Origin of the sequence: Humidesulfovibrio sp. (genome assembly GCF_030689645.1) — a bacterium.
Lineage (GTDB): Bacteria > Desulfobacterota > Desulfovibrionia > Desulfovibrionales > Desulfovibrionaceae > Humidesulfovibrio.
Genome location: NZ_JAUYFU010000086.1, coordinates 35,340 through 61,376, shown reverse-complemented (window position 1 = coordinate 61,376; position 26,037 = coordinate 35,340). Strand labels below are relative to the sequence as shown.

Annotated in this window: 19 protein-coding genes, 2 tRNA genes and 1 pseudogene; 16 read left to right on the top strand and 6 right to left on the bottom strand. The window is 64.5% G+C overall.

What is annotated here, in order from left to right:
- Positions 1-36 precede the first annotated feature (36 nt).
- The 10 genes from Q8O35_RS12110 to Q8O35_RS12065 all read left to right on the top strand — a co-directional run bounded on the left by Q8O35_RS12110 (position 37) and on the right by Q8O35_RS12065 (position 11,294).
- On the top strand, positions 37-762 hold the full coding sequence (locus Q8O35_RS12110) for a pyridoxine 5'-phosphate synthase (RefSeq protein WP_305573653.1): 726 nt from the start codon (positions 37-39) through the stop codon (positions 760-762).
- 10 nt (positions 763-772) lie between these two features.
- Positions 773-1,156 (top strand): holo-[acyl-carrier-protein] synthase, encoded by a 384-nt coding sequence (locus Q8O35_RS12105; protein WP_305573651.1) that lies wholly within the window; start codon positions 773-775, stop codon positions 1,154-1,156.
- A 35-nt stretch (positions 1,157-1,191) separates the two neighbouring features.
- Positions 1,192-2,784: an NAD(P)H-hydrate dehydratase gene (locus Q8O35_RS12100; protein ID WP_305573649.1), complete on the top strand. Its 1,593-nt coding sequence runs from the start codon at positions 1,192-1,194 to the stop codon at positions 2,782-2,784.
- Positions 2,778-3,236 (top strand): CBS domain-containing protein, encoded by a 459-nt coding sequence (locus tag Q8O35_RS12095; protein WP_305573647.1) that lies wholly within the window; start codon positions 2,778-2,780, stop codon positions 3,234-3,236. The genes Q8O35_RS12100 and Q8O35_RS12095 overlap by 7 nt, the downstream gene beginning before the upstream one ends.
- An 8-nt stretch (positions 3,237-3,244) precedes the next feature.
- Positions 3,245-3,751: a tRNA (adenosine(37)-N6)-threonylcarbamoyltransferase complex ATPase subunit type 1 TsaE gene (locus Q8O35_RS12090; RefSeq protein ID WP_305573645.1), complete on the top strand. Its 507-nt coding sequence runs from the start codon at positions 3,245-3,247 to the stop codon at positions 3,749-3,751.
- Positions 3,727-4,959: an aspartate kinase gene (locus tag Q8O35_RS12085; protein ID WP_305573642.1), complete on the top strand. Its 1,233-nt coding sequence runs from the start codon at positions 3,727-3,729 to the stop codon at positions 4,957-4,959. The genes Q8O35_RS12090 and Q8O35_RS12085 overlap by 25 nt, the downstream gene beginning before the upstream one ends.
- Before the next feature lie 21 nt (positions 4,960-4,980).
- Complete coding sequence (cimA, locus tag Q8O35_RS12080) at positions 4,981-6,609, top strand: citramalate synthase (RefSeq protein ID WP_305573640.1); 1,629 nt, start codon at positions 4,981-4,983, stop codon at positions 6,607-6,609.
- A gap of 5 nt (positions 6,610-6,614) precedes the next feature.
- Positions 6,615-7,430 carry an MBL fold metallo-hydrolase gene (locus Q8O35_RS12075; protein ID WP_305573638.1) on the top strand — a complete coding sequence of 272 codons (816 nt, stop codon included), beginning with the start codon at positions 6,615-6,617 and terminating at the stop codon, positions 7,428-7,430.
- A gap of 110 nt (positions 7,431-7,540) precedes the next feature.
- Complete coding sequence (gene ercA, locus Q8O35_RS12070; protein ID WP_305573636.1) at positions 7,541-8,710, top strand: alcohol dehydrogenase-like regulatory protein ErcA; 1,170 nt, start codon at positions 7,541-7,543, stop codon at positions 8,708-8,710.
- A complete protein-coding gene (locus tag Q8O35_RS12065; RefSeq protein ID WP_305573633.1) occupies positions 8,700-11,294 on the top strand; it encodes an EAL domain-containing protein in 2,595 nt (864 codons plus the stop codon). Before ercA ends, Q8O35_RS12065 begins: the two co-directional genes overlap by 11 nt.
- On the opposite strand, the gene Q8O35_RS12060 is transcribed toward Q8O35_RS12065, so the two are convergent.
- Positions 11,269-13,788 (bottom strand): DNA internalization-related competence protein ComEC/Rec2, encoded by a 2,520-nt coding sequence (locus tag Q8O35_RS12060; protein ID WP_305573631.1) that lies wholly within the window; start codon positions 13,786-13,788, stop codon positions 11,269-11,271. The genes Q8O35_RS12065 and Q8O35_RS12060 overlap by 26 nt on opposite strands.
- A 35-nt stretch (positions 13,789-13,823) precedes the next feature.
- Entirely contained in the window at positions 13,824-15,077 is a 1,254-nt protein-coding gene (gene murA / locus Q8O35_RS12055) for a UDP-N-acetylglucosamine 1-carboxyvinyltransferase (RefSeq protein ID WP_305573629.1), read from the bottom strand.
- Between the two features lie 109 nt (positions 15,078-15,186).
- Here murA and Q8O35_RS12050 point away from each other — a divergent pair.
- Positions 15,187-15,262 (top strand) — tRNA-His (locus tag Q8O35_RS12050).
- A 156-nt stretch (positions 15,263-15,418) separates the two neighbouring features.
- Here Q8O35_RS12050 and selB read toward each other — a convergent pair.
- The 4 genes and pseudogenes from selB to Q8O35_RS12030 all read right to left on the bottom strand — a co-directional run bounded on the left by selB (position 15,419) and on the right by Q8O35_RS12030 (position 21,554).
- Positions 15,419-17,344 carry a selenocysteine-specific translation elongation factor gene (gene selB / locus Q8O35_RS12045; RefSeq protein ID WP_305573627.1) on the bottom strand — a complete coding sequence of 642 codons (1,926 nt, stop codon included), beginning with the start codon at positions 17,342-17,344 and terminating at the stop codon, positions 15,419-15,421.
- 10 nt (positions 17,345-17,354) lie between these two features.
- A complete protein-coding gene (locus tag Q8O35_RS12040) occupies positions 17,355-18,749 on the bottom strand; it encodes an aminopeptidase (RefSeq protein ID WP_305573625.1) in 1,395 nt (464 codons plus the stop codon).
- Between the two features lie 36 nt (positions 18,750-18,785).
- Positions 18,786-20,201, bottom strand: a pseudogene (gene selA, locus Q8O35_RS12035) (L-seryl-tRNA(Sec) selenium transferase).
- 3 nt (positions 20,202-20,204) lie between these two features.
- Positions 20,205-21,554, bottom strand: a complete 1,350-nt coding sequence (locus Q8O35_RS12030; protein ID WP_305573623.1) for a folylpolyglutamate synthase/dihydrofolate synthase family protein — start codon at positions 21,552-21,554, stop codon at positions 20,205-20,207.
- 67 nt (positions 21,555-21,621) lie between these two features.
- Here Q8O35_RS12030 and Q8O35_RS12025 point away from each other — a divergent pair.
- From Q8O35_RS12025 to Q8O35_RS12005, 5 genes are all read left to right on the top strand, one after another.
- A tRNA-Arg gene (locus Q8O35_RS12025) sits at positions 21,622-21,698 on the top strand.
- A gap of 841 nt (positions 21,699-22,539) precedes the next feature.
- A complete protein-coding gene (locus Q8O35_RS12020) occupies positions 22,540-23,616 on the top strand; it encodes an ABC transporter permease (RefSeq protein WP_305573621.1) in 1,077 nt (358 codons plus the stop codon).
- Positions 23,613-24,413, top strand: a complete 801-nt coding sequence (locus tag Q8O35_RS12015) for an ABC transporter ATP-binding protein (protein ID WP_305573619.1) — start codon at positions 23,613-23,615, stop codon at positions 24,411-24,413. The genes Q8O35_RS12020 and Q8O35_RS12015 overlap by 4 nt, the downstream gene beginning before the upstream one ends.
- Positions 24,410-25,312, top strand: coding sequence for an MlaD family protein (locus Q8O35_RS12010; RefSeq protein ID WP_305573617.1), 903 nt, complete (start codon positions 24,410-24,412; stop codon positions 25,310-25,312). Before Q8O35_RS12015 ends, Q8O35_RS12010 begins: the two co-directional genes overlap by 4 nt.
- Complete coding sequence (locus tag Q8O35_RS12005) at positions 25,312-25,944, top strand: membrane integrity-associated transporter subunit PqiC (RefSeq protein ID WP_305573615.1); 633 nt, start codon at positions 25,312-25,314, stop codon at positions 25,942-25,944. Before Q8O35_RS12010 ends, Q8O35_RS12005 begins: the two co-directional genes overlap by 1 nt.
- Positions 25,945-26,037: the final 93 nt, after the last annotated feature.

Genomic DNA, 26,037 nt, shown 5'->3' with positions numbered 1-26,037 from the left:
AAAAAAAGTGAACGCCCCCCCAAATTGGAGGTACCTATGCCCCTTCTCTCCGTCAACGTCGATCACGTCGCCACTCTGCGCCAAGCCCGCCTGGGCCAGGAGCCCGATCCCGTGCTGGGCGCACATGAGGCGGAGCTTGGCGGCGCCTCGGGCATCATCGTGCACCTGCGCGAGGACAGAAGGCACATTCAGGACCGCGACGTGGAAATTTTGCGGCGCACAGTGAACACAAGGTTGAACCTGGAAATGGCCGCCACGCGGGAAATGCAGCAGATCGCCCTGGCCGTCGGCCCGGACACAGTGTGCCTGGTGCCCGAGAAACGCCAGGAGCTCACAACCGAGGGCGGGCTCAACTGCCTGGGCCGCGAGGGCGAGCTCTCGGCCTTCCTGGCGCCGCTGCTTGAGCGCGAGATCCAGGCCAGCCTGTTCATCGACGCCGACCTTGACCAGATCGACGCAGCCAGCCAGACCGGGGCGCAGTTCATCGAGCTGCACACCGGCCACTACGCCGATGCGCGCACCCCGGCTGAGCGCCAGGCCGAGCTGGACAAGATCCTTGCAGGCATCCGACATGCGCAAGGTCTGGGTCTCAAGGTGAATCTGGGGCACGGCCTCAACTACGTCAACGTGCTGCCCTTTGCGCGCGTGCCCGGCATCCACGAGTACTCCATCGGCCACAGCATCATGGCCCGGGCCATTTACACCGGCCTGCGCCAAGCCACCCGCGACATGGTGGATATCCTGCGCGGGTTCGCGGACTAGGGAGCGGCCTATGATCCTGGGCGTGGGACTTGACGTGGCTGAAATCAGCCGCATTCGCGACAGCTTGTCGCGCTTCGGCGCGCGCTTCACGTCCCGCGTGCTCACCCCAGGGGAAACCGCCGCCATGCCCGAAAACGATCCGGCTCCCTTTGTCGCCGCGCGCTTCGCCGCCAAGGAGGCCTGCGCCAAGGCCCTGGGCACCGGATTCGCCAACGGCGTCACCATGAAGAGCATCGAGGTGCGCTCCCTGCCTTCGGGCGCGCCCACCCTGCTGCTCTCTGGCAGGGCGCAAGAGCTGGCAAACGCCATGGGGGCCGAGCGGCTGCACCTTTCCCTGACCCATGGTCGCGACGTTGCCGCCGCAGTCGTCATTCTGGAGGGCGCTCCCCTGTAAGGTCCGCTGTTCCGCACCGTTTCCCAGGAGGATACATGTTTCAACCCTTGCCAACCCCTGCCGAAATGGCCGCCTGGGATCAGGCAGCCATCAAGGACTACGGCCTGAAGGCCGAACTGCTCATGGAAAACGCCGGGGCCGAGGCCCTGACCGTGCTTGAGCAGGATTTCGGCCCCCTCGCCGGAGCCAGCGCCGTGCTCATCGCCGGGGGAGGCAACAATGGCGGAGACGCCTTTGTGCTGGCCCGCAGGCTGCTGGACGAAGGGGCCATCCCCCTCGTTCTGCATACCAAGCCGAGAAGCGCCTACCGCGCCGAGGCCAAGTATCACCTGGACCTTGCCCGTCGCGCGGGCGTGGAGTTCCGGCACCTGCCCCTGGAGCGCGCCGGACAGATCCTGGGCGCGCTGGACCGCCCGGACATCCTGGTAGACGGCTTCCTGGGCACCGGATTCAACGGGGCGCTTTCCCCAGAAGGCGCGCAGCTGGTCACAGCCATGAACGCCCTTGGCGCGGAATCTTTTGTGCTGGCCCTGGACATCCCTTCCGGCCTGTGCGGCACAACAGGGCTGCCCAAGCCAGTGGCCGTGCACGCGGACACCACCGTGGCTTTTCATGCTGGCAAGATCGGCACCGCCCTGCCCCACGCCGCGCCTTATGTCGGCATTCTCACGCCCCGGCACATCGGCATCCCGCGCGCCGTCACCCTGGCCGCGCCCGCTGGCCAGCAAGCCATAGGCGACGATATTCTGGACCTTCTGAAAGCTCCTGTCCTTGATCTTCACAAGGGCAAGGCCGGGCATGTGCTCGTCATCGGCGGCAGCGAAGGCCTCACCGGCGCGGCGCAGCTCTGCGGTCTTGGCGCCTTGCGCGCCGGAGCCGGGCTGGTCACCCTGGCCTGCCCGCGTGGCGTGCTTTCAGAAATCAAGGCAGGCATGGCGGATCTCATGGCCTTGCCCCTTGGCCCCTCCGACTCGGCGCAGTGGTCTCCCGAGTGCCTGGCGGAGCTTCTGCCGCACCTGAGCCGCTTCGACGCCATCGTCCTGGGGCCGGGCCTTGGGCGCGATGTCGGCGCAGCAGCCTTTCTGGCCAGCTTCGCCCAGGCTTTCACCCAGCACTTCAGCGTGGACATGGGCAAGGCCTGGGCTCCTCCGTGCATCTTCGACGCCGACGCCCTGTTCCATCTGGCCCAGTCGCCTAAACTCATGGCCGACCTGCCGAAGGATGCGGTGCTCACCCCGCATCCCGGTGAAATGGCGCGCATCCTGGGCATGGGCATGGGCGAACTCCAGGCCGACCGGCCGGGAGCGGCGCGGCGCTTCACCCAGGCGCACCCGCAGGTGCTTACCCTCAAAGGCGCAGGAACCCTTGTGGGCCAGAACGGCCTGCTGCACCTCTGCCCCATCGCCGCGCCGAATCTGGCCGTGGGCGGCTCGGGCGACGTGCTCGCGGGCGTCATGGCCGCCTGCCTGGCGCGCGGCATTCCGCCCCTTATGGCCGCCTGCCTTGGCGTCTATTGGCATGCCCTATGCGGCGCGATCCTGGCCCGCGACTTTCCCGGACGTGGCAACCTTCCGACTGAAATCGCCCACACCCTCCCACTCGTTTTGAAGGAGCGTACACAATGCTGAAGGCCATCGACATAATGACCCCGGAACCCGTGACCCTTTCGCCCGACACCGACATCCGCACCGCCGTGGCCCTGCTCATCGACCGCAAGATCAACGGCGCGCCCGTGCTGGACGCCAGCGGCAAGCTGGTGGGCGTGCTCTGCCAGAGCGACCTCGTGGCCCAGCAGAAGCAGGTCACAATGCCCTCGTTGTTCTCCATGCTTGACGGGTTCATCGCCCTCTCAAGCCGCGAGGACTTCGAGCGCGAAATCCAGAAGATAGCAGCCAGCACTGTCTCCCAGGCCATGACACCGCACCCGAAGTTCGTCACTCCGCAGACGGCCATCGACGAGATCGCCACGGTCATGGTGAACGAGAAGCTCTACACCCTGCCCGTGATGGACGGAGGCAAGCTGGTTGGCGTGGTAGGCAAGGAAGACATCCTGCGCACCCTTCTGGAGCACCACAAGTAGGCCAACCCGTGCAGCTTCATCTTAACGACGCAGAGAGCACGCTGGCCCTTGGCGCTGCGCTTGGCCAGGCCTTGACCCGCGCCAGGAGCGCAGTTGGCGGGCCTTTGCCGCTGCTGCTCTCTGGACCGCTGGGCGCCGGAAAGACCACCCTGGTGCGGGGGCTGGTGGCCGCCCTGCCCGGCGCGCACGAGGCCGAGGTCTCTAGCCCCAGCTTCAACATCGTGAACATGTACCCCACCAGGCCGCAGGTCGCCCACTTCGACTTGTATCGCGTCATCGGGGCCGCGCCCGAAGAATTCCTGGACGCCCTGGATGCGAAGGATGTTCTGGTGGTGGCCGAATGGATAGAGAACCTGCCCCGCCGGGATTGGCCCGAAGAGGCCTTGCACCTTCTTTGGTCGCCGGTTGCCTCTGGACGGGCGCTCGAAATCAGGGCATGGGGAAAGGCGGCCGACGGCCTGCTTGAGGCCCTGGCTCCCACGCTTAACCAATGGCAGAAGGATTTCTCAAGATGAAGAACATCGTGGTGCAGAAATTCGGCGGCACCTCCGTACGCAATCTGGAGTGCATGAAGCAGGTGCTGAACAATGTTCGCCGCCCGCTGGCCAACGGCGACAAAGTCATCGTGGTGCTTTCGGCCATGGCGGGAGAGACCAACCGTCTCATCGCCCTGTCGAAGCAGTGGTCCCAAACCCCGGACCCGGCGGAGATGGACAGCCTCGTCTCCACTGGAGAGCAGATTTCCGTGGCGCTGTTCGCCATGATGGCCAAGGACGAGGGCATCAACTGCCGCTCCGTGCTCGGCTTCCAGATCCCCATCATCAGCGACGACTCCTACGGACGCGCCAGAATCGAGAGCATAGACGACCAGAAGCTGGTTGGGATGCTGGAGGACTACGACGTTCTCGTGGTGGCGGGTTTCCAAGGCGTGGACGCCCACGGACGCATCACCACCCTGGGCCGCGGCGGGTCCGACACCTCGGCTGTAGCCGTTGCTGCGGCGCTCAAGGCCGAGATGTGCGAGATCTACACCGACGTGCCCGGCGTGTTCACCACCGACCCCAATATTTGCGCGGACGCGAAGAAGCTCGAGCGCATCTCCTACGAAGAGATGCTCGAGATGGCCAGCATGGGCGCGAAAGTGCTCCAGATCCGCTCTGTGGAATTCGCCAAGAAATACAACGTTGCGGTGCATGTGCGCTCGACCTTCAGCGACGAGCCCGGCACCATCGTCACCCAGGAGGATAAGATAATGGAAGCAGTGCAGGTTTCGGGAGTCGCCTACGACAAGGACCAGGCCCAGGTCACGCTGGTGGGCGTCATCGACGAACCCGGCGTCTGCGCCTCCATCTTCACGCCCATCGCGGAGAAGAAGATCCTGGTGGACATGATCGTGCAGAACCCCAGCCGCGAGGGCCGCACGGACATCACCTTCACCGTCACCCGCGCCGACCTGGATGCCACCCTGAAGCTCCTTGAGGGCCTCAAGGGCGAGATCGGCTACAAGGCCCTTTTGTCCGACAAGAACGTGGCCAAGGTCTCGGTCATCGGCGTGGGCATGCGCAACCATTCCGGCGTTGCGGCCCAGGCCTTCCGCGCCATGCGCGACGAGAACATCAACATTCTGATGATCAGCACCTCAGAAATCAAGCTCTCCTGCCTCATCGAGGACAAATACACGGAACTCGCGGTGCGAACCCTGCACCAGGTTTTTGTCGGCTAACTCCATAGCACAAGGATGACCATGCGCCAGGCCAGCATCTACGACACCACTCTCCGGGACGGCACACAGGCGGAAGAACTACACCTCACCACCGAGGACAAGATCCGCATTGCGCACAAACTGGACGAGCTAGGCGTGCACTACATTGAGGGCGGCTGGCCCGGATCAAACCCGACGGACAGGCAGTTCTTCAAGGAAATCACGAATTACGAAATGAAGAACGCCGTAATCTCGGCCTTTGGCAGCACCCACAGCGCCAAGACATCGCCCGAGAGCGATCCGAACCTCAAGGCCATCATCGAGGCCCAGGTCACGGCTGCCGCCATCTTCGGCAAGACCTGGGACTTCCACGTGACCCACGCCCTGCGCGTGAGCCTGCCGCGCAACCTGGAGCTCATCTCCGGCAGCCTGGCCTTTTTGCGGCCAAGCCTGAAGGAGCTGTTCTTCGACGCGGAGCACTTCTTCGACGGTTTCAAGGCCAACCCTGAGTATGCCATCGCCTGCCTCAAAGCCGCGCGCGAGGCCGGGACCGACGTGCTGGTGCTCTGCGACACCAACGGCGGAACAATGCCCATGGAGGTCTCGGAGATCATCCAGAAGGTCCAAGCGGCGCTTCCCGGCGCGGCCCTGGGCATCCACACCCACAACGACGCAGAACTGGCCGTGGCCAACAGCATTGAGGCGGTGCGCCTGGGCGCGGTGCAGGTGCAGGGCACCATGAACGGCTATGGCGAACGCTGCGGCAACGCCAACCTCTGCTCCATCATCCCCAACCTGGAGCTGAAGCTCGGCGTGCGCACCATCGGGCCGGAGAACATGAAGAAGCTCGCCCGGGTGGCCAACTACGTGGCGGAGACCGCCAACCAGCGGCCTTTCCCGCGCCAGCCCTACGTGGGCGGCTCGGCCTTCGCCCACAAGGGCGGCATCCACGTGAGCGCAGTTGTGAAGAACCCGCAAACCTACGAGCACATCGACCCGGCCCATGTAGGCAATGCGAGCCGCGTGCTGCTTTCCGACCTTGCGGGCCGCAGCAACATCCTGTTCAAGGCCCGGCAGTACGGCTACGACCTGGACAAGGACGATCCAGCGGTGCTGGACCTCCTGGCCGAACTCAAGCGCCGGGAATCCACGGGCTACGACTATTCCGTGGCCGAGGCCAGCTACGAGATCCTGTTCTTCCGCATGATGGGCTGGAGCAAACGCTACTTCCAGCTGGTGAACTTCCGCGTGCTGGACGCCATGAGCGTGGACGCGGAGCCGTTCTCCGAGGCCACGGTGATGTTGCAGGTGCGCGGCGAGGTGGCCCACACGGCGGCCACGGGCCGAGGCCCGGTGAACGCGCTGGACATGGCCCTGCGCCGCGCCCTGGAGCCCTCCTACCCCAACCTGGCGCAGATGCGCCTCCTTGACTTCAAGGTGCGCGTCATGTCCCTGGTGGACAAGAACGGCGGCGGCACGGCCTCCTACGTACGCGTGCTCATCGAGTCCGGCGACAAGCTGGACCGCTGGACCACCGTTGGCGTCTCGCACAACATCATCGAGGCCAGTTGGCAGGCTCTGGTTGATTCCATCAACTACAAGCTCTTCAAGGACGACCCGCAGAAGTGGCCCAAGCCCGGCGGCAAGCACGACGCCCCGGCGGCCAAATAGAACCAATGCCCGCCCGGCGCGTCGTCGTCCTGTGCGACAACGAAACATCAGACCCCGCTTGCGGCTGCGAGTGGGGTCTTTCTCTCGCCATTGATCTGGGCGATAGCGACGGCCTGTGGCTCTGGGACACCGGCCAGACCGCCTTGTTCCTGCAGAACGCCGCCGCCCTGGGCGTCGATGCGACCTCGGCGCGCGGCTTGGCTTTGAGCCACGGGCACTTCGACCACACTGGCGGGCTCGAAGCACTCATGTCCGCAGGCTTCACCGGCGCCGTCCACGCCCACCCCGCCTGCGCCAGCGCGCGGTATGCCAAGGAAAAAGGCAAAGCCCGGCATATCGGCCCGCCCGCACCCTTGCCTGCCTTCGTCCCCGCAGGGCCAGTTACACAACTTGCGCCCGGCCTGACGCTCATCACGGACATCCCACGCGAGCCCGGTCGCTTCCAGGCCGTGCAGGGCTTCTCCCTCGACCCTGCCGGCAGCCAGCCCGACACAGTGCCTGATGATTCCTTCCTTGTACTGGAAACGGACAAAGGCCCTGTGGTGATTCTTGGCTGCTGCCACAGCGGGCTGGCCAACTCCCTGGCCTGCGCGGCAGAGCGCCTGGGTAGCCGGTCGTTCCACGCGGTGCTGGGCGGATTGCACCTGTACAAGGCCGCACCGGAGGCAGTGGCGGAAACCGCCCAGGCTCTTACGCAATACGCAGTCAATAACCTCATAGCTGGGCATTGCACTGGCCCAGACCGCGTTGAAGCGCTTCGAAGCCTTCTGCCTGGGCGCTGCGTGCATAATCTCTGCGCTGGTCAAACCTGGCGCTACTAATCACTTTGCGAGAATTATCCAAACCCTCTTCCATTCGTCATAATGCTGGAGTAGAAGGTGATGTAAACTCAGCACATGATACGTACAGAACTTCCGGACGGAGGAGCGCCATGCATACAGCGTCACTGCTTGAACTGCGCAAGTTTCTTGCTCCGGAATCAGTATTTGGCGCTGGCGCCGCCTCCCTTGCGGGCAGGTACGTGCAAAACCTTGGCGCGCGCAGGGTGCTGCTCGTCACAGACCCAGGCATCCTAGAACTGCCCTGGTTTCCCGGCGTCTTGGACAGCATCCACACTGCGGGCGTCAAATTGGAGCTGTTCTCGGACGTGCACGCCAACCCGCGCGACTTCGAGGTCATGCACGGAGCGGAGATGTTCCGGGCCAAGGCCTGCGACTCCATCGTGGCCGTGGGCGGCGGCAGCCCCATGGACTGCGCCAAGGGCATCGGCATCGTGGTGTCCAACGATTGTAATGTGCTGGAGTTTGAGGGTGTTGACAATGTGGCAAACCCCGGCCCCCCCCTCATCTGCGTCCCCACAACGGCGGGCAGCTCCGCCGATGTATCTCAATTCGCCATCATCAACGACACCACGCGCAAGGTTAAAATCGCCATCGTCAGCAAGGCCATGGTGCCGGATGTTGCGCTCATCGACCCCCTGCTGACCCTGAGCATGCCGCCGAATCTTACGGCCCATACCGGCGTGGACGCGCTGACACACGCCATAGAAGCCTACGTGTCCAACGCCCACGGCCCCACCACCGACCTCTTCGCCCTGGAGGCCGTAAAGCGCATTGCGCGGCACCTGCCGCGGGCGATCACCCGGCCAGAAGACGCCGAGGCCCGCGCGGGCATGATGCTCGGGAGCATGTACGCTGGCCTGGCGTTCTCAAACGCCATCCTGGGCGCTGTGCACGCCATGGCCCATAGTCTGGGCGGACTCATGGACCTGCCCCACGGCCAGTGCAACGCCATGCTGCTTGACCACGTCATCGCCTACAACTTCGACTCCGCGCCGGACCGGTACGCAGACATCGCCCAGGCCATGGGCGCGCGACTATCACCCTCGGCCAGCCACGACGACAAACTTCAGGCCGTGCTGGCCCAGGTGCGCGCCCTCAAGGCCGCCGTCGGCACCACCGAAGGCCTGGCCTCCCTGGGCGTCACCCCGGCCCACCTGGATGGGCTCACGGCATTTGCCATGAACGACCCCTGCATGGTTACCAACCCCAAGGCCCCCACGGCGGGAGACATACGCGCCGTGTACCAAAATGCCCTCTGAGAACCAGAAGAACGGGCACTCCCTGCGCGACAGGCTCATCGGCCTGGGCGAGCGCTCCATGGCCAAGAGCTATTACCCGGAGCTGCGCCGCAAACTGGATGAGCTGGAGCGTTTCCGCGCTGTGGTTGACCACGCCAACGACGCCATCTTCATGTTTCTCACCGACGATTGGACCGTGGCCGACGTCAACGAAACCGCGCTCATGATGCTGGGCCTTTCACGGGACCAAGTGCTGGGCGAGGGCATTTCGCGCTTCTTTCCGCAGGAGATCGCCGCGCGCTACGCCGGGGCGTTGGAAACTGAAGGCGTAGCCACAGGGCAGGTGCAGTTCCGCAACGGGCACATCATCACTGCCCTTTCCGGCGGTGCAGGCCGCAGCGTGCCCATCGAAATCACGGTCACCCTGCACTCCTTTGCGGGCAAGGGTTATGCCGTGGTCATCGCCCGCGACGTAACCGTGCGGCTGATGATCGAAGCGGAACTGAACAAAAGCCGCCAACTTTTCACCATGTTTATAGACAATTCGCCCGCCCTAACCTTCGCCAAGGATGCGCAGGGCCGTTTCCTGTTCTGCAACCCCGCCTTCGCCCGAGTCCTTAACCGCCCCATCTCGGAGATCGTTGGCAAGACCGACTGGGAGCTGTGGCCAGAAAAGGTGGCGAATTCGCTGAACGAAAATGACAGTTATGTTCTCAGGGAGGGACAACCACTCCTGACACTGGAGACGGCCCACCATGGACATGGCGAAACCATCCATTTTCAAACCACAAAGTTCCCGCTCATGGAAAACGGCAAGCCCTTCGCGGTGGGCGGCATCGCCGTTGACATAACCCGCCAGGTGCAGACCGAACTGGCCCTGCATGAGAGCGAGGACCGCCACCGCATCGTGGCCGAGTACACCCACGGCATGGAGTGCTGGATCAGCCCCACGGGGGCGATGCTCTACGTAAGTCCCTCGTGCGAGCGCATCACCGGCTACCCGCGCGACTATTTCCTGTCCAGGCCGCTGGGCCTTGAAGAACTGGTCCATGAGGCCGACCTGACATCCTGGCGGCAGTTCCACGCCCTCAGCATCGACGACGAATCCCTGGACTACCGCATCCACCACAAGAACGGCTCCCTGCGCTGGGTAAACGAGGTGAAGCGCGAGGTCATGGGAGGCAACGGCGGATCCCTCGGCAGCCGCATTTCCCTGCGCGACATCACCGACCGAAAAGAGATGGAGATCCAGCTGCGCCACCTGGCCCTGCACGACCCTCTCACAGGACTCGCCAACCGCACCCTGTGCCTGGACCGCATCCAGCAGGCCATGGAGCGCAGCCGTCGCCGCAAACCATCCTGTTTCTCCGTCATCTTCCTCGACCTGGACCGCTTCAAGGTGCTGAATGACAGCCTGGGCCATGCCTTCGGCGACCAGGTGCTCATCGCCGTGGCCGATATGCTGCGCAGCAGCATTCGCTCCTTTGACACAGTGTCGCGTTTCGGCGGCGATGAGTTCGTCATCATCCTGGAGGAGCTTGCCTCCCCGCGCGAGACCATCCAGGCCGTGCAGCGCATCCGCCAGACCCTCCGCCAGCCCTTCATGCTGGGCGGACACGAGATCCAGCTCACCGCCAGCCTGGGCATAACACTGGGCATGCAGGGCGCGGAAACACCCGCAGACCTCTTGCGCAACGCCAACGTGGCCATGCACCAGGCAAAAAAGGCAGGGCGAAACCGCTTCAAGGCATTCACCCAGGGCATGCTGGACCGCGCCAGCAGACTTCTTGTTCTGGAGACAGACCTGCGCCGGGCCATTGGTCGTGGCGAATTTTTCCTTGTCTACCAGCCCATTGTGCAGATGAACGGCAAGGCAACCTTGCAGGGCTTTGAGGCGTTGATCCGCTGGAACCACCCGCTCAAGGGGCTGATCTCGCCCGCAGAGTTCATCCCCGTTGCAGAGGACACCGGCCTCATCGTGGACATCGGCATGATGGTGTTGCGTGAGGCCAGCCAGACCCTTCATGAATGGCGCGAGAACTTGCCACAAGCCCGCAATCTGGTCATGAGCGTCAACCTTTCGCCCCGGCAGTTCTCGGACCCGACCCTGGTTGAGACAGTAAAAACCGTGCTGGCCGAAACCGGCCTGCCGCCCAACGCCCTGAAGCTCGAAATCACGGAATCGGCCATTATGGACAACGCCGCCAGCGCGGTGGACAAGCTTCGCAGACTCAAGGCCCTGGGCATCGCCCTGTCCCTGGACGACTTCGGCACGGGCTATTCGTCCATGAGCAGCCTGCAGCAATTCCCCCTCGACACCCTCAAGATCGACCTGTCCTTCATCAAGCGCATCGAACTCGGCCCGGAAGGGCTGGAGATAGTCAAGGCCATCATCAGCCTGGCCCACTCCCTCCAACTTCAGGTCATCGCCGAGGGCGTGGAGCGCGTGGGCCAGAGCGAACTGCTGCGCAGCCTGCACTGCGAATTTGCCCAGGGCTACCTGTATTCCAAGCCACTGCCCGCGCAGCAAGCCTGGGAATACCTGGTCAGCAGCGCCCAGACTCCGGCAGAGCCACGCCTCAAGGGCGAACTGCCCGCAAGTTGAAATCCCGTCCAGGCGCCCGCCAGACCAGCTCCATCATGCCGTTCTCCGGCGTTCCAGATACTTCGACGCCGCGCCCTGCCAGCTCCTCCACCACATCTTTGTTGGGGAAGCGGTGCTGGTTCTGAAATCCGCAGCTCACCAGCGCCCTATCCGGGCCGACGGCCTCGTAGAGCAGACCCGACAGACTGGACTTCGAGCCATGGTGCGGCAGCAGCAGCACGCCTGCGCGCATGTTGCTTCCCCGCGCAAGCATGTCCTCAATGCCATCGCGCTGGACATCGCCCGGCAACAACGCAAGGGGCACGCCGCGCCAGACCAGGCGCAAAACCAGTGAATTGTCGTTGGCGCCCCTGCCCTCGTATCCCAGAGCAGGGTGCAGGGCCTCCAGCACCACGCCAGAACCAAGATCAAGCCTGTCGCCCGCAGACATGACCTCGGCCTTCAGCGCACCGCCAGAAACCCCTTCAACCAGCGCTGCGTCCATAGCCTCAGCCAACTGGCCTCCGGGCCACCGCCCGTTGGTCAAAAAACGCTGCACGGAAAATTGCCGCAGAATCCAGGCCAGCCCTTGCGCGTGGTCCGCGTCCGGGTGGCTCATGACAACGGCGTCGAGCCTGGGAGCCCTTCCCCAGGCCAGCGCGGGTCCGACCACGGAGCGCCCAATGTCAAAGGTGCGGCTCATGGCCCCGCCTCCGTCCACCAGCACCCGGCGTCCGCCCGGCGCTGTCACCAGCACAGCCTGGGACTGGCCCACGTCGAGCACGGTCAGGCGCACCTCGTCGCGAGCGTCATCAAACAGCAAAGCCGCGTGCGGCCAAGCCATGAGCAGAAGCCCGCCCAGCAGCAAGGCCAGGGGCAAGGTACGCTGCCTGGGCCAGCAGAACGGGGCCAAGGCCAGCACCGCCGAAGCGCCCAGAAGCTCCGGCCACAGGGGCCGCAAAAGCGCCCAAGTAGGGAACCAGCCGTCCACGATCAATGCGTGCAAGACCGCCAGCATCCAGTCCTGCACACCAGAAGCAGCCGTAAGCAGCCACCCGGCCACGCCATCCAGGCCCGGCACGGGCGCAAGCCCCAGGCCCGCCATGGCCAGCACCTGCACCACCAGCCCCTGCACTGGCAGCCAGGGCAGATTAAGCAGGAAGTTTGGCGGATAGGAGCCGAAGTACCAGATGCTGACCGGCAGGAGCGCCAGATTGGCTGAAAGGGTCAAGGCAAAGGCGTCCCACGCCAGGCGAAGGCAGCGCGCCAAAGCCCCGTGCGCATGAGGCACAAAGCCGTTCAGCCAGGGATACAGAAACGCCAGCCCGGCCACGGCCACGGCGGACATCTGCAGGCTCACGTCATACACGGAAAGGGGATCCCAGACCACGATGAGCACCAGAGCCAGAAACAGCCCATCCACCAAAGCGCGGCCCCGGTCCAGCAGCAGAAGCAGACCCCAAAAGCCGAACATCCAGGCCGAACGCACCAGGGACGGGCTGCCCTGTCCCAGCCACACGTAGGCCGCCACAAGCGGAAAAGACAAAAGGATCGCCAGCTTCTGGCGCGGGATGCGCAGGAAAAGTCCGGGCCAGGCCAACCCAAGAGCCCATGCCAACCCCAGGCCCAGCACAGCCACGTAGACCACGTTCAGGCCGGACAAGGCCAGAGTGTGCGAGAGCCCGGCAGTGCGCAATTCCTCGGTAACGCCCTGGTTGATGCGCGAGCGGTCGCCCAGCAGCAGACCCAGCACTATGGCCGAGCCCTGGGTGTCCGGCAGATGCGAAAGGAGCCGGTCCCGCAGGCCCTCGCGCAGGTCCCACCAGAAACTCGCAGGGCGCGGCCCCCATGCGGCCTCCACCTCCGGGCCGCGCGTGTAGGCGCGGAAGAAAACCCCGCGCAAGCGCTGCTGCCATTCGAAATCCGGCCCACCCGCGTTGGCGAAGCCGTGCACGGGCCGCAGCCGCAGCACGGCGTCCACCGTTTGCCCTGGCGCGGGCCGGTAAGTCGGCTCGTCCCAGTCCCAGGCGACGCGCCCCGGCACGGCCAGGGGCTGCGCCATTGGCTGAACAACCGCCGGAGTATCCTCGTCCGCGCCGCGCTCAGGTTTTGGGATAACGGTTGCGCTGGCGTCCTCCAGCAGCACCTCGATGCGGCCATAAGCCTTGTCCGCCACGGCAGCCACACGCCCGGAGAGCCGCACCTTTGCAGCCTCGCCGACCTGGGAGGGCACAGAGGCGGGGACATCTGGCAGGACAAGGCGGGCGTGGGCGTGGCCGCCGACGAAGCAGGCGGCGGCAAAGGTCAGCGAAACGAGGCCGGGCAGAATGCCCGGCCTACGGAAAAGCATGAGGCCGAGCCACAAGAAGGCTGTGGCGGCCAAGGCGGGCTCCGGGTGCCTGAGCGCCCAGATGCCCGCCACATAGGCCAAAAAGTAAATCTGCCAGGCCAGCAGGCCGGGCGGGGTCGCACCTGCTCCCCCCACACCGGCGTTCTGTAGCTGGCTGGCCCGCACTGAATATCCGGCTGGCTGGGTTCAGACCTGGCGGATTATTCCTTTTCCCGGCGGATGCGCGCGCCCACGGCGGAGAGCTTCTCCTCCATGCGCTCGTAACCACGATCCAGGTGATAGATGCGCTGAATTTCCGTGGTGCCCTTGGCCACCAGCCCGGCGAGCACCAGGGAGGCGCTGGCGCGCAGGTCGGAGGCCATGACCGGAGCGCCTTCCAGCTGCTCCACGCCTCGCACCATGGCCGTGCGGTCCTTCAGGGTGATGCGCGCGCCCATGCGGCCCAGCTCGGACACGTGCATGAAGCGGTTCTCGAAGATCTTCTCCTGAATGGAGCCTGCGCCCTCGGCCACGCACATGAGGGCCATGACCTGGGCCTGCATGTCCGTGGGAAAGCCGGGGTGCGGCTGGGTGACGACATCCACGCCCATGAGCGGGCCGTTGCGCCGCACCAACACGCTGCCGTCGGTCTGGTCCTCCACGGACACATTCATTTCGCGCAGCTTGGCGATGAGGGCGTCCAGGTCGGCGGTAGGGCAGTCGATGAGCTTGAGCTCGCCGTCGGTGATGGCCCCGGCCACCAGATAGGTGCCCGCCTCGATACGGTCGGGCATGACCCGATACTCGCAGCCCTTCAGTTCGCGCACGCCTTCGACCTCGATGACGCTGGTGCCAGCGCCCTTGATCTTCGCGCCCATGGCGATGAGGAAATTCGCCAGATCGACCACTTCGGGCTCGCGGGCGCAGTTTTCCAGAATGGTGCAGCCCTTGGCCACGCTGGCGGCCATGAGCAGGTTCTCGGTGCCGCCCACGGTGGGAAAGTCGAACATAATGCGCGCGCCGATGAGCCCGCCGCAAATGCCGTGGATATATCCGGAATCAAGGATGAACTTGGCGCCCATGCGCTCCAGCGCCTTCAAGTGCAGGTCGACGGGACGCGCGCCAATGGCGCAGCCGCCGGGCAGGGCCACCTTGGCCTCTCCCAGCAGGCCCAGAAGCGGCCCCAGGCACAGCACAGAGGCGCGCATGGTCTTCACCAGTTCATAGGGGGCCTCGGGCTTCAGCTCGCGCACATGGGCGGTCACCACGTTGTCCTCGAAGGTGGTCTCGCAACCAAGGATATTCAGGAGCTTCAAGGTGGTGTTGATGTCGCGCAGCCGCGGCACGTTGGTGAGCCGCACCGGCCCCTTGGCCAGCAGGCAGGCGGTGAGGATGGGCAGAGCCGCATTTTTTGAGCCGCTGACCTGGATGGTGCCTTTCAGGGGCACGCCGCCTTCGATGATGAGCTTGTCCATGGTGTTTCCTTTGGGCTTCGGCCAGAGTTTTTTGCCCCTGTCCGTAATATTCTGGATTTAGTTCTTGACCGCCGGGCCAGCCTTCATATAAACGATTCTTCCTCTTGCGGTGAATGTAGCTCAGTTGGCAGAGCACCAGGTTGTGGCCCTGGGGGCCGAGGGTTCAAGCCCCTTCATTCACCCCACCGAGTAGTCAGAGGCCCTGCGCATGCGCGGGGCCTTTTTCTTTTGCCCGCCAACCCCAACGGATGCAGCCCCGGCAAAAGCGCAGATACCGCGTTCGCGCGGCACTCTGCGCAAGTCCGCACCGAAAAGCAACTAAGATTAATATTCATTGATTCCTACCGCTTGCGCCAGCGGCGATTATCGCCCACGCGCACGGTGAGCTTCTCTTTGTCGAAGTGCTCCAAAAGCGGAATGGCGTACTTGCGCGAAAGCTTGGACACCTCGCGGAAGTCCTGGGGCGTCATCTCCTCATGGTCGACAAAGAACGCCCGCGTGCGCTCGATGACCGCGTCGAGGGCCGCCTTGGCGAAATACATCTCTTCCTTCACCTTCACCAGCCGCCCCTCGTCGAGCAGCACCTTGAACACAGGCGCAGCCTCCTTGAAGGTCAGATTCAGCGGCTCAAGCACGTCCTTGAGATTCGGCGGAGTCTCGCCGCCCGCCTCGTAAGCGTCCAAAAGCTTCTGGCGCAAGGACGCGGCATCTCCCGCCAGGGACACCTTGTGTCCGGGCAGGCGCAGGATCTCAGCCTCGGCGGCGATGGCCCCCTTGCGAAGCAGGCTCTCCAGCACCAGATGGAAAAGCTTGGGCGAGAGCTTGCGGCCCCAGGTTGAGGCCAGTCCGCCGCGCGCCACGCCGGGCTTCATGGGCTCGCGGACGTGATAGTCGGCCAGATGCGCCAGAAGGCCGTCAGACAGCTGCTGCGCCACCTGGCCAGAAACATAAGCCCGGGCCTCACGATCAACGAGATAGGCCTCCTGGCGCCCCCCCATGAGCTGCAAGGCCTTGTCCAGAGCCTTGGACTCCATGCTCGTGGCCACCAACAGCTCCGCAAAGGTCAGGCCCGCTGTCCCAGCCAGGCTGAGCTGGCCCAGCACGATGCCCTCTGGCGCGCTCTGGCCCAGGCTGCGCAGTGTCTCCACTGCAGGGCTGAAGCGCTTCACCCTGTGCGGCAGGGGGTTCAACAGCCGCCCGCCGGCGATGGTGCGCAATGGCGAAAACGAGCGCGCCACCACGCGGTCTCCATAAACTCCAGCCAGGGGTTCCGTGAAGCGGATGCGGCACATGGCGGTCTGCCCGGGCTCCAGGGCTTCGCCCTCTAGCATGTACACGCGGGCCATGACCTCGCGCGCGCCATGGTGGAAGTGCACCTCCTTGCGGTGCTTGATGGAGCGCGGCGAACTCTTGAGGCAGGTAAGCTCCACGTCCCAGAACAGGCTGGGGAAAAGCGTGCCGGGCCGGGCCAGCACATCGCCGCGGGAGAGCTGCTCCACTTCGAGGCCCGTGAGGTTCACCGCCGTGCGACTGCCCGCGTGAACATCCTCAACCTGGGCCCCGTGGGATTGCAGGGTGCGCACCTTTGAGGGCAAGCCGCCAGGATATACGGTGATATCGTCGCCCACCTTGACCTTGCCGGACACCAGGGTGCCGGTGACAACGGTGCCGTAGCCCTTCATGGTGAACACGCGATCCACTGGCAGGCGGAACAGGTCCGTGCGCCGGTGCGGCTGAAAGGCGTCCGCCAGCTTGGCCAGCTCGTCTTTGAGTTCGGGAAGCCCGGCCCCGGTGTGGGCGGAAACGGGAACCATTGGCGCGCCCTCCAGGAAACTGCCCTGAAGGTAGCCCGCCACTTCCTCCTTCACCATGGCCAGCCAGTCCGGCTCAACCATGTCAACTTTCGTCAGGGCCACCACGCCAGTCTTGATGCCCAGCAGCGAGCAAATTTCCAAGTGCTCACGCGTCTGGGGCATGATGCCCTCGTCCGCGGCGATGACCAGAACCACGAAATCGATGCCCGCAGCGCCCGCCACCATGTTCTTCACAAAGCGCTCATGGCCTGGAACGTCCACCACGCCGAGCCTTCGCGGCCCCCCCTTGCCCCCCTTGGCCGGGGGCAGGTCCATGAAGGCGAAGCCCAGCTCGATGGTGATGCCGCGTTTCTTCTCCTCGGCCAGGCGGTCGCAGTCGATGCCGGTGAGGGCCTTCACCAGCGTGGTCTTGCCGTGGTCGATGTGACCGGCTGTGCCCATAATGACCGGCATGCGCTGCTCCCTAGCTCTTGAGGAAGGCGCGGAAGGCCTGGACCGTGGCGTAGAGGTCGGACTTGCCCAGCACCTCGAAGGGGCTGTGCATGGACAGCACTGCCGGGCCCATGTCGATGACGTCCATGCCGTACACGGCCAAGAACTTGGCCACGGTGCCGCCGCCGCCCAGGTCCACCTTGCCCAGCTCGGCCATCTGCCAGGGCACGTTCGCCTTGTCCAAAAGATTGCGCAGATAGGCCACGAATTCAGGGTGGGCGTCGTTGGCCCCCACCTTGCCTCTGTGGCCGGTGAACTTGTTGAAGCAGGGCCCATAGCCCATGTAGGCCGCGTTCAGCTTCTCGAACACGTCCAGGTGGTCCGGGTCCACGGCGGCGTTCACGTCGGCGCTGATGGCCATGCCGCGCTCGAACACACGGGAGAGGCGCAGGCCCGGCGACCAGGCGTCCACCAGATCCTGCAGGGCGTACTCGAAGAAGAGGGACTGCGCGCCCGTGGCGCCCTCTGACCCAATCTCCTCCTTATCCCAAAACAGCACCAGCTGCGTGTGCTCCGGGGTCTTCTCGGCCAGCAGGGCCTCAAAGGCCGCGAACACGCAGGAACGGTCATCGTGGCCGTAGCCGCCGATCATGGAGCTGTCGAGCCCCACGCTGCGGGCTGGGCCGGCGGGCACAAGCTGAAGCTCGGCGCTGAACAGGTCGGACTCCGTGATGCCGTAGCGGGCGTGCAGAATCTCAAGCACATGGCGCTTTACGCGGTCCTTGTCCTTGGCCTTCTTCTCGTCGCCGCGGCCAGCGGGCTCATGCCCCACAACCGCATTCAATTTCTCGGCCTCGAAGGCGTCGGACACCTTCTGCTCCACCTGCTTGTAGGCCAGGTGCGGCAAAAGGTCGGTAATGGTCAGCACGGGGTCGCTCGGGTCCTCGCCCACAAGAACCTTGACCATGGTGCCGTCCTTCTTGACCACCACCCCGTGCAGGGCCAGAGCCCGCGCCAGCCACTGGTACTTGCGGATGCCGCCATAGTAGTGGGTCTTCATGAGACCCAGGTCGGAGTCCTCGTACAACGGGTGCTGCTTCAGGTCGATGCGCGGGGTGTCGGCGTGGGCGCCGATGAGGCGAAAGCCCTCGCTCAGCGGCTTTTTGCCGCGCCGGGCCAGCAGCACGGTCTTGCCGCGCTGGGCGTGAACGTAGGCCTTGGTCTTGGCGTTCAGGGTCTCGCTGAAGCCTGCGGCCTTGGCCGCGGCCAGCACGAAGTCCACGGTCTCGCGCTCGGTCTTGCAGCGGGTGATGAAATCCATGTAGCCCTTGGCGCAGGCCTCGACGGCCTTCTTGTCCGAGGCGCTGGAATAAACATCCCAGCAGTTGCGGGACTGATGCTCAAGCTCGATATTTTTTTTGCTCACAGGGAACTCCAATGGGGTTCAAGGGGTCGTTGGGATTCAGATGCCGCCAAGAGCCTGGCGCAAGGCGGAAAGGACAAGGGGGTGCTCGCTGGCGTCCAGGGTGCGCGGGTCCAGGCACAGGGCGTCGTCCTCAACCCGGCCAACGAGCGGCGGGTCCGTGGACAGGAGCGCCACGCGAAGCGCATCCACGCTCAACGCCGTGGGCTTAAGACACACGAGGGCCGTGGGCAGGTCGGCCTCGGGAAAAGCCCCGCCGCCCACGCGGGAGGAACCAGCGCGCACGCCGACCTCCAGTGACCCGGAAAGATGCTTGCGCAAGAGCCCAGCCAGGCGCGACGCTTGGGCGCGCAGGGACACGAGGCTCCTGGTCATCATGGCCAGGGTGGGCACGCGTTCGCGCGCCAGGTCCGGGTCCAGGTACAGGCGCAGGGTGGCCTCAAGGGCGGCCAGGGTCAGCTTGTCGATGCGCAGGGCGCGGTTCAGCTGGTTCTTCTTGATGCGCTCGATGATCTCGCGCCGCCCCACGATGATTCCCGCCTGCGGGCCGCCCAGGACCTTGTCGCCGGAAAAGGTTACTATGTCCGCGCCCTCGGCTACGGACTCCTGGGCCGTGGGCTCGCCGGGCAGGCCGTCGGCCTCGAAGCGCAGCAGACTGCCGCTTCCCAAGTCCTCAATGACCGGCAGGCCGTAGCTCCCGGCCAGGGTTTTGAGCTCGCAGAGCGGCACTTCCTTCACAAAGCCGGTCATGCGGTAATTGCTGGTGTGCACCTTCATGATGGCCGCGGTGTCCGAGGTGATGGCGGCTTCATAATCGCGCAGGTGCGTGCGATTGGTGGCCCCCACCTCGCGCTAGACCGCCCCGCTCTTGGCCATGACCTCGGGGATGCGGAAACTTCCGCCGATCTCCACCAATTGCCCGCGCGACACGATGACGTCGCGGCCCTTGCAGAGCGTATCCAGCACGATGAGCACTGCGGCGGCGTTGTTGTTCACCACCAGCGCGGCCTCGGCCCCGGTGAGGCGGCAGAGCAGACCCTCCACGTGCGCATAGCGGCTGCCGCGCTCGCCCGTGGCCAGATCAAACTCCAGGTTGGAATAGTGCGCTGCGGCGCTCGCAACCGCCGCAACCGCCTCAGGGGCCAAAAGCGACCGGCCCATATTGGTGTGGATGACCACGCCCGTGGCGTTGAGCACCCTACGGAAGCGCGGGCGCAGTCCCTGGCGCACATAGGCGGTCAGGCGCGGCGTCAGGGCGGGCAGGGTCAACTGTTCGGCGTCCGTGAAGGCTCCGGCGCGGATTTCCTCACGCAGGAGGTCCAGAAAGGCGTTCACGAGATCTTTTATAAGCGGGCGCGGCGCGGCGCGAAAGGCCCCGCCTGCGCCGCTCTGGTCGGCGGTCAAGGCGGCCAGAACCTGATCCACGGCAGGAATGTGACGAAAAAGCGTGCTCACGGGCTATGACCTCCGGGGGCTGCCGCCGCGTTCCTCGCGCTCAGGGCGTTCAGGGCGTTCCAGCAGCCGAGGGTGCTTTGTATAAAACTCGCCCAGCAAATACAAGGAACCACAGACCAGCACAGGGTCTGCCGCGCCGCCCAGCAGATTCAGAGCCGCGTGCACGTCCGCAGCCGGGAGCACGTCCGGCCCCAGCAGCTCGGCCAGCTCGCCCGGCTCGCAGGCGCGCGGGCAGGACGGAATGCCCACGGCGTAGACCGGGGCGTCCCCGGCGATTTCGCGCACAAGCGGAAGCATTTTGTCCAGAGGCTTGTCGCGCAGGCAGCCGAAAACAACGGCGGCAGGGCGGATGCCGTCGGCCTCCAGCGCTGCTTTGAGAGCCGCCAAGCCGTGAGCGTTGTGTCCGCCATCCAGGATCAACTGCGGAGGCAGGCCCGGCGCATCGGCAATGATCTGCATGCGGCCAGGGATAAAGGCCCGCGCAAAGGCCTCGCGGCAGGCGTCCTCAATGATGGGCAGGCGAAGGGATGTAGCCCAGACATGGAACGCGGCCAGGGCCACGCGGGCGTTCAGTTCCTGGTGCGCGCCCGGCAGCGAGAGCCACATGCCGGTCATGGGCCGCACGAAGCGCTTCTTTCCCCGGGTCGCCAGGGGGCCGGGCTGCACGCGGCCATTGGCGCGTGAATAGAACAGCACCTCGGCGGCGGCGATGAGATCCGCCCCCACTTCCCGGGCCCTGCCGCGCAACACCCGCCACGCCTCGGCTTCCTGGGGAGCGGCAACGGCCACGCCCCCCTGCCGCAAGGCCCCGGCCTTGTCCATGGCGATAAGCTCCAGGCTGTCGCCCAGCACATGCATGTGGTCCATGCCGATGGGCGTAAACACGGTAAGCGCAGGATTCAGAACATTTGTGGCGTCATAGCGGCCGCCCAGGCCCGCCTCCATCACCGCCACGTCCACGCCCGCGTCCTCAAAGGCCAGCACCGACAGGGCGGTAAGCACCTCGAAATACGTCAGTTCCAGGCCGTCCGCCTCCTCGAAGACCCTGGAGCCGAGTCGGGCCCAGGTCTCCTCGGGCAGCATGGCCCCGTCCACCAGAATACGCTCGCGGGGGGTGATGAAATGCGGGCTGACACAGAGGCCCACGCGCAGGCCGTGAGCGCGCAGCAATTCGGCCAGGACCGTGGCCGTGGAGCCCTTGCCGTTGGTGCCCACAACGTGCAGCACCGGGAAGCGCGGCTGGCCGTGCCGGGCCACGAAAGCGGCCATGCGGTCCAGGGTCAGGTCCATGTGAAACAGGCCCAGGCCTTCCAGCCGGGCAAGAAAATCGGAGTATGAAAAGATGTTCGTCACTGCGGCCTTATTGACGCGGCCACTTGACCACGCCCTTGAGCTTGATTACTGAAGGGATCCCTAATGCGCGCCAGTAGCTCAGGTGGATAGAGCAACGGCCTTCTAAGCCGTTGGCCGAGGGTTCGAATCCTTCCTGGCGCACCAATAATATCGGCCTGTTGCAGGCTTCTTGATAGCACTCTACTTGTTTCGTGAGGGAATCCTCACCATTGAAGGCTCTCGGAAAACCTCTGGGGGCCTTTATTTTTGCCGTCCCGATGCGTGTCGTCGGTGAAGCTTGATGACTCGCCAACGGCCCGAAAGGGTCGTCGTCATCCGGCCCGTAGACCAGCTTGAGCTCTCAGGGCCGCAGACAAAGCTGCCCGCGCCACAAAAGCATCTGCCGCTCGTATCCCTACGCTGTTGGCGCGTCAACGGTCCTGCCCGTACCGTTGCCGATATTGTTACCTTGCAGGGAAGCGGTAACGCCCTCGGCTCTGCGCACCACGGCGGGAACAGGTGCGCTCGCCACTGCCAATGCTGTGAACGGCTTCGCACCACCGTATCAGCGCCCAGACGCGGCATGGATGCAGAATACCAACGGATGCCGGGCTCATCGGCTTGGCTGGACCACAGGGCGCTGTTTTTTTTATACCAGAACATTCCGCAGCGACAAATAATAATAGACAATAACCTTTGCGCTGACGTAAACTCTGTACGCATAGTAGCATCATCTTTTCAGTCACGGCCAGACACTGCCCACACTGTCTCATGAATGCTCCAGCCGCTTTCCATACGACGAAAAGGAGCCCGTGATGAATAAACCGTTCGCCACGGGTTTGCCATCGAACGCCGCCGCTGCAACGTACTGGCAGAGTTCCATCCCGCACTCCTTGATCACTGCCCCCCCCTGCCCGGCCCTCACCGCCGGGCCTGCCGGGAGAACGGCCCTATGAATTCGCACTCTCCTCCAAGCATATCCTTGGACCAGCCCACCCCCGATCGCATGCGCATCACAGTTGGCGGACGCTGGAGCCTTGGGGCAAGCCCAGACACGGCCAAGGCCCACGCGGCCCTCTCCGCAGGGTGCTCCGCCCTGGATTTCTCGGCGGAGGCGCTCGATGAATGGGACAGCAGTCTTGTCATCTTTCTGCTGGGAGTCATCCGTCGTGCGCGGCAAAGCAATATGGAAGTGGACCAGTCCGGCCTGCCTGCCGGCCTGAACCGTCTCATCGCCCTGGCCTTCGCCGTTCCCGAGCGCGAGGGCGCAGCTCGCAACGCCATCCGCGCCTCCTTGCTGGAACGCGTGGGCGAGGCCTCCTTGAGCATTCCTCGTAAGCTCGGCGATATTCTGGAGTTCCTGGGCGAGGCCACCATCTCCCTCAGCCGCTTTCTGCGTGGCCGGGCCAACTTCCGCTGGCGGGACCTGCTGCTGATGATGCAGCAGACCGGCGCCTCGGCCCTGCCCATCGTCACCCTCATAAGCCTGCTGCTCGGTCTCATCCTCGCCTTTGTCGGCGCGGTGCAGTTGCGCGTGTTTGGCGCACAGATTTATGTGGCCAGCCTGGTGGGCATCGCCATGGTGCGCGTCATGGGCGCGGTGATGACCGGCATCGCCATGGCCGGCCGGACAGGGGCTTCCTACGCTGCGGTGCTCGGCACCATGCAGGTGAACGAGGAGGTGGACGCCCTCGTCACCCTTGGCGTTTCGCCCATGGATTTCCTGGTGCTGCCGCGCACACTGGCCCTGGTGCTCATGATGCCTCTGCTTACCATCTATGCCAACGTCATGGGTATCGCTGGCGGCTATATCGTTGGGGTCACAGTGCTCGGCCTGAACCCCATGGAGTACCTCATGGCCACCAAGGCGGCGCTCAGTCTCGCCAACGTATGGATTGGCCTCATCCACAGCGTGGTTTTCGGCGTGGTCATCGCCCTGTCCGGCTGCTTTTTCGGCATGCGCTGCGGCCGCAGCTCCTCCGCCGTGGGCGACGCCACCACCTCTGCCGTGGTCAGCGGCATCATCGGAATCATCGTGGTCACCGCCCTCATCACCGTGATGTGCGAGGTCATCGGCGTATGAGCGTGCAAGTCACAGGTTCCCAGCCGCACATCGAAGTACGCGGGCTCACCGTCTCGTATGGCTCCTTCGTGCTCATGCGGGACTTGAATTTCACCATCGGCCGCGGCGAAGTGTTCATCATCATGGGCGGCAGCGGGTGCGGCAAGAGCACCCTGCTCAAAGTGCTGGTGGGCTTGAAGCGCCCCTCCGCCGGGCAGGTGCTGTACGGCCCGGTGAGCTTCTGGGACGTCTCGCCCGAGGAGCGCGACAAGGTCATGCGCAGGGCGGGCATCCTCTACCAGAGCGGAGCGCTCTGGAGCTCCATGACCCTAGCCGAAAACGTGGCCCTGCCCCTTGAGCAGTACACCAAACTCAAGCCAGCGGAGATCCGCGACATGGTGGCCTACAAAATGGCCCTCGTGGGTCTGGCGGGGTTCGAAGACTTCTACCCGTCGGAGATCAGCGGCGGCATGCGCAAACGGGCGGGCCTTGCCCGCGCCATGGCCCTGGACCCCGAGATCGTGTTTTTCGACGAACCATCGGCAGGCCTTGATCCGGTGAGCGCAAAACTCTTGGACGACCTCATCATCGAGCTGAGCCAGAATCTGGGCACAACCATCGTCATCGTAACGCACGAACTCGCAAGCATCTTCGCCATTGGCACCAATTCCATTTATCTCGATGTGGAAACGCGCACCATGACCGCCAAGGGGAACCCCAACGAGCTCCTCAAAAGCTCGACCGATCCCAAGGTGGTCCGTTTCCTCACCCGAGGCGGCTCTGACCAACCCGACGGCCTTAAAGGGGAGAGGATATGAGCATTCAGGCAAACAAAACAGTGGTGGGCGCCTTCGTACTGGGGGCGCTGGGCCTGCTGGTGGGAGCCATTCTGCTGCTTGGCTCCGGCCGGCTCTTCCGAACCCCGGATGCATACGTGCTCTACTTCGACGGCTCGGTGAAGGGGCTCAACCTTGGCGCGCCTGTCGTTTTCCGCGGCGTGGAGGTGGGCTCGGTGACCAAGATAACGCTCATTGGCGATCCCAGAACGCTGAGCTTCATCATCCCGGTGGAGGTGGAAATCGACCGCAGCAAGATCCTGGTGCCCGAGGAATGGCGCAAATCGGTGAACAGAGGGGAGATGGTGAGCAAGCTGATCGAAAACGGCCTGCGCGCCCAGCTTGGCCTGCAAAGCTTCGTCACCGGCCAGCTCATGATCGAACTGGACCTGCACCCGGGCTCCGAGCTTCGCATGCGGGGCAAGAGCCATGAACGCGAGATCCCCACCCTGGCCTCTCCGATGGACAAGCTTTCAAGAACACTCCAAAATATCCCGATTGAACAGATCATGGGGCAGGTGCTGCAAGCGGTGGAAGGCCTGAACAAGGTCATCAACTCGCCGGTTCTGGCCAATACGGCCACCGAACTCAACGGTACCCTGCGCGAGCTGCAAGTGCTGGCGCGCGGCATCAACACCCAGGTGACCCCGGTTGGGAACTCGCTGGAAAAGGCGATGACCTCCATCTCAGGAGCTGCCGCCAGCGCGGAGCGCGTTCTCAAGCACGCGGACAACGTAGTGGCCCCGGACTCCCAGACCATGACGGACCTGAGAAAAGCCATCAACGAGTTGAGCAATGCGGCCCGCGCCCTGCGCATCATGGCCGATTACATGGAGCGCCACCCCGAGGCCCTGATCAAGGGGAAAGGAGAATACCGCTAATGAACGCCACTTTGCTTCGCGCCTTTGGACTGCTTGCCCTGACGGCGCTCTCGCTGGGGCTGACCGGGTGCATCGCCGGCAATAGCGCGTCCTCATCCTTCTATGTGTTGGCCCCGTCGCAGGAAGCGCGCCCGGCTCCCTCCGCCAAGGCGGACGGCGGCAAAAAACCGGTGATCGCAATGGGGCCAGTCTACGTGGCCCAGTATTTGGACCGGCCCCAAATCGTGAGCCGCAGCAAAGGCGTGCGCGTCTCCCTGGCCGAGTTCGACCGCTGGGCCGAACCGCTGGACCAGAGCTTGACCAGAATCCTCGCCGAGGACGTTGCCCGTCTTGCCGCAGGTTCAGCCATGGTGGTCCCCGGACGGGCTGAAGAGGACGCCGATGCGCGGGTGATTGTGGATGTTGTGCGCTTTGACGGCGCCTTGGGCGGCGAGGCGGTTCTGGTGGCCTGGTGGAACATCCGCGACCACGAGAGCCGGACCTTGAACCGAGGCCGGGCCGATTACCGGCAAAGCGCAGGCTCCACCTACGAGTCGCTGGTGGAAGCGCAGAGCATGCTGGTCGGGAAGCTGGCCCAAGACATCGCCACGGGAGTGAACGGCCTCGGGGCAATCAAGCTGAAGAACAAATAGCCAGTCATGCGGCAGCGCACGCAAAGACGGATGCCCTCCCTCGCCTCGGCAGTGTTGACGCTTCCGCCAGTCCCCCTGAAGAGCGCCGCTCTC

What these genes read in the sequence shown, in the direction of transcription:
- Q8O35_RS12010 (WP_305573617.1), top strand. Translation starts at nt 24,410, where the DNA reads ATGAGCATTCAGGCAAACAAAACAGTGGTGGGCGCCTTCGTACTGGGG.
- Q8O35_RS12075 (WP_305573638.1), top strand. Translation starts at nt 6,615, where the DNA reads ATGCCCGCCCGGCGCGTCGTCGTCCTGTGCGACAACGAAACATCAGAC.
- Q8O35_RS12085 (WP_305573642.1), top strand. Translation starts at nt 3,727, where the DNA reads ATGGCAGAAGGATTTCTCAAGATGAAGAACATCGTGGTGCAGAAATTC.
- Q8O35_RS12020 (WP_305573621.1), top strand. Translation starts at nt 22,540, where the DNA reads ATGCGCATCACAGTTGGCGGACGCTGGAGCCTTGGGGCAAGCCCAGAC.
- Q8O35_RS12005 (WP_305573615.1), top strand. Translation starts at nt 25,312, where the DNA reads ATGAACGCCACTTTGCTTCGCGCCTTTGGACTGCTTGCCCTGACGGCG.
- ercA (WP_305573636.1), top strand. Translation starts at nt 7,541, where the DNA reads ATGCATACAGCGTCACTGCTTGAACTGCGCAAGTTTCTTGCTCCGGAA.
- murA (WP_305573629.1), bottom strand. Translation starts at nt 15,077, where the DNA reads ATGGACAAGCTCATCATCGAAGGCGGCGTGCCCCTGAAAGGCACCATC.
- Q8O35_RS12015 (WP_305573619.1), top strand. Translation starts at nt 23,613, where the DNA reads ATGAGCGTGCAAGTCACAGGTTCCCAGCCGCACATCGAAGTACGCGGG.
- Q8O35_RS12105 (WP_305573651.1), top strand. Translation starts at nt 773, where the DNA reads ATGATCCTGGGCGTGGGACTTGACGTGGCTGAAATCAGCCGCATTCGC.
- cimA (WP_305573640.1), top strand. Translation starts at nt 4,981, where the DNA reads ATGCGCCAGGCCAGCATCTACGACACCACTCTCCGGGACGGCACACAG.
- selB (WP_305573627.1), bottom strand. Translation starts at nt 17,344, where the DNA reads ATGCCGGTCATTATGGGCACAGCCGGTCACATCGACCACGGCAAGACC.
- Q8O35_RS12065 (WP_305573633.1), top strand. Translation starts at nt 8,700, where the DNA reads ATGCCCTCTGAGAACCAGAAGAACGGGCACTCCCTGCGCGACAGGCTC.
- Q8O35_RS12095 (WP_305573647.1), top strand. Translation starts at nt 2,778, where the DNA reads ATGCTGAAGGCCATCGACATAATGACCCCGGAACCCGTGACCCTTTCG.
- Q8O35_RS12100 (WP_305573649.1), top strand. Translation starts at nt 1,192, where the DNA reads ATGTTTCAACCCTTGCCAACCCCTGCCGAAATGGCCGCCTGGGATCAG.
- Q8O35_RS12110 (WP_305573653.1), top strand. Translation starts at nt 37, where the DNA reads ATGCCCCTTCTCTCCGTCAACGTCGATCACGTCGCCACTCTGCGCCAA.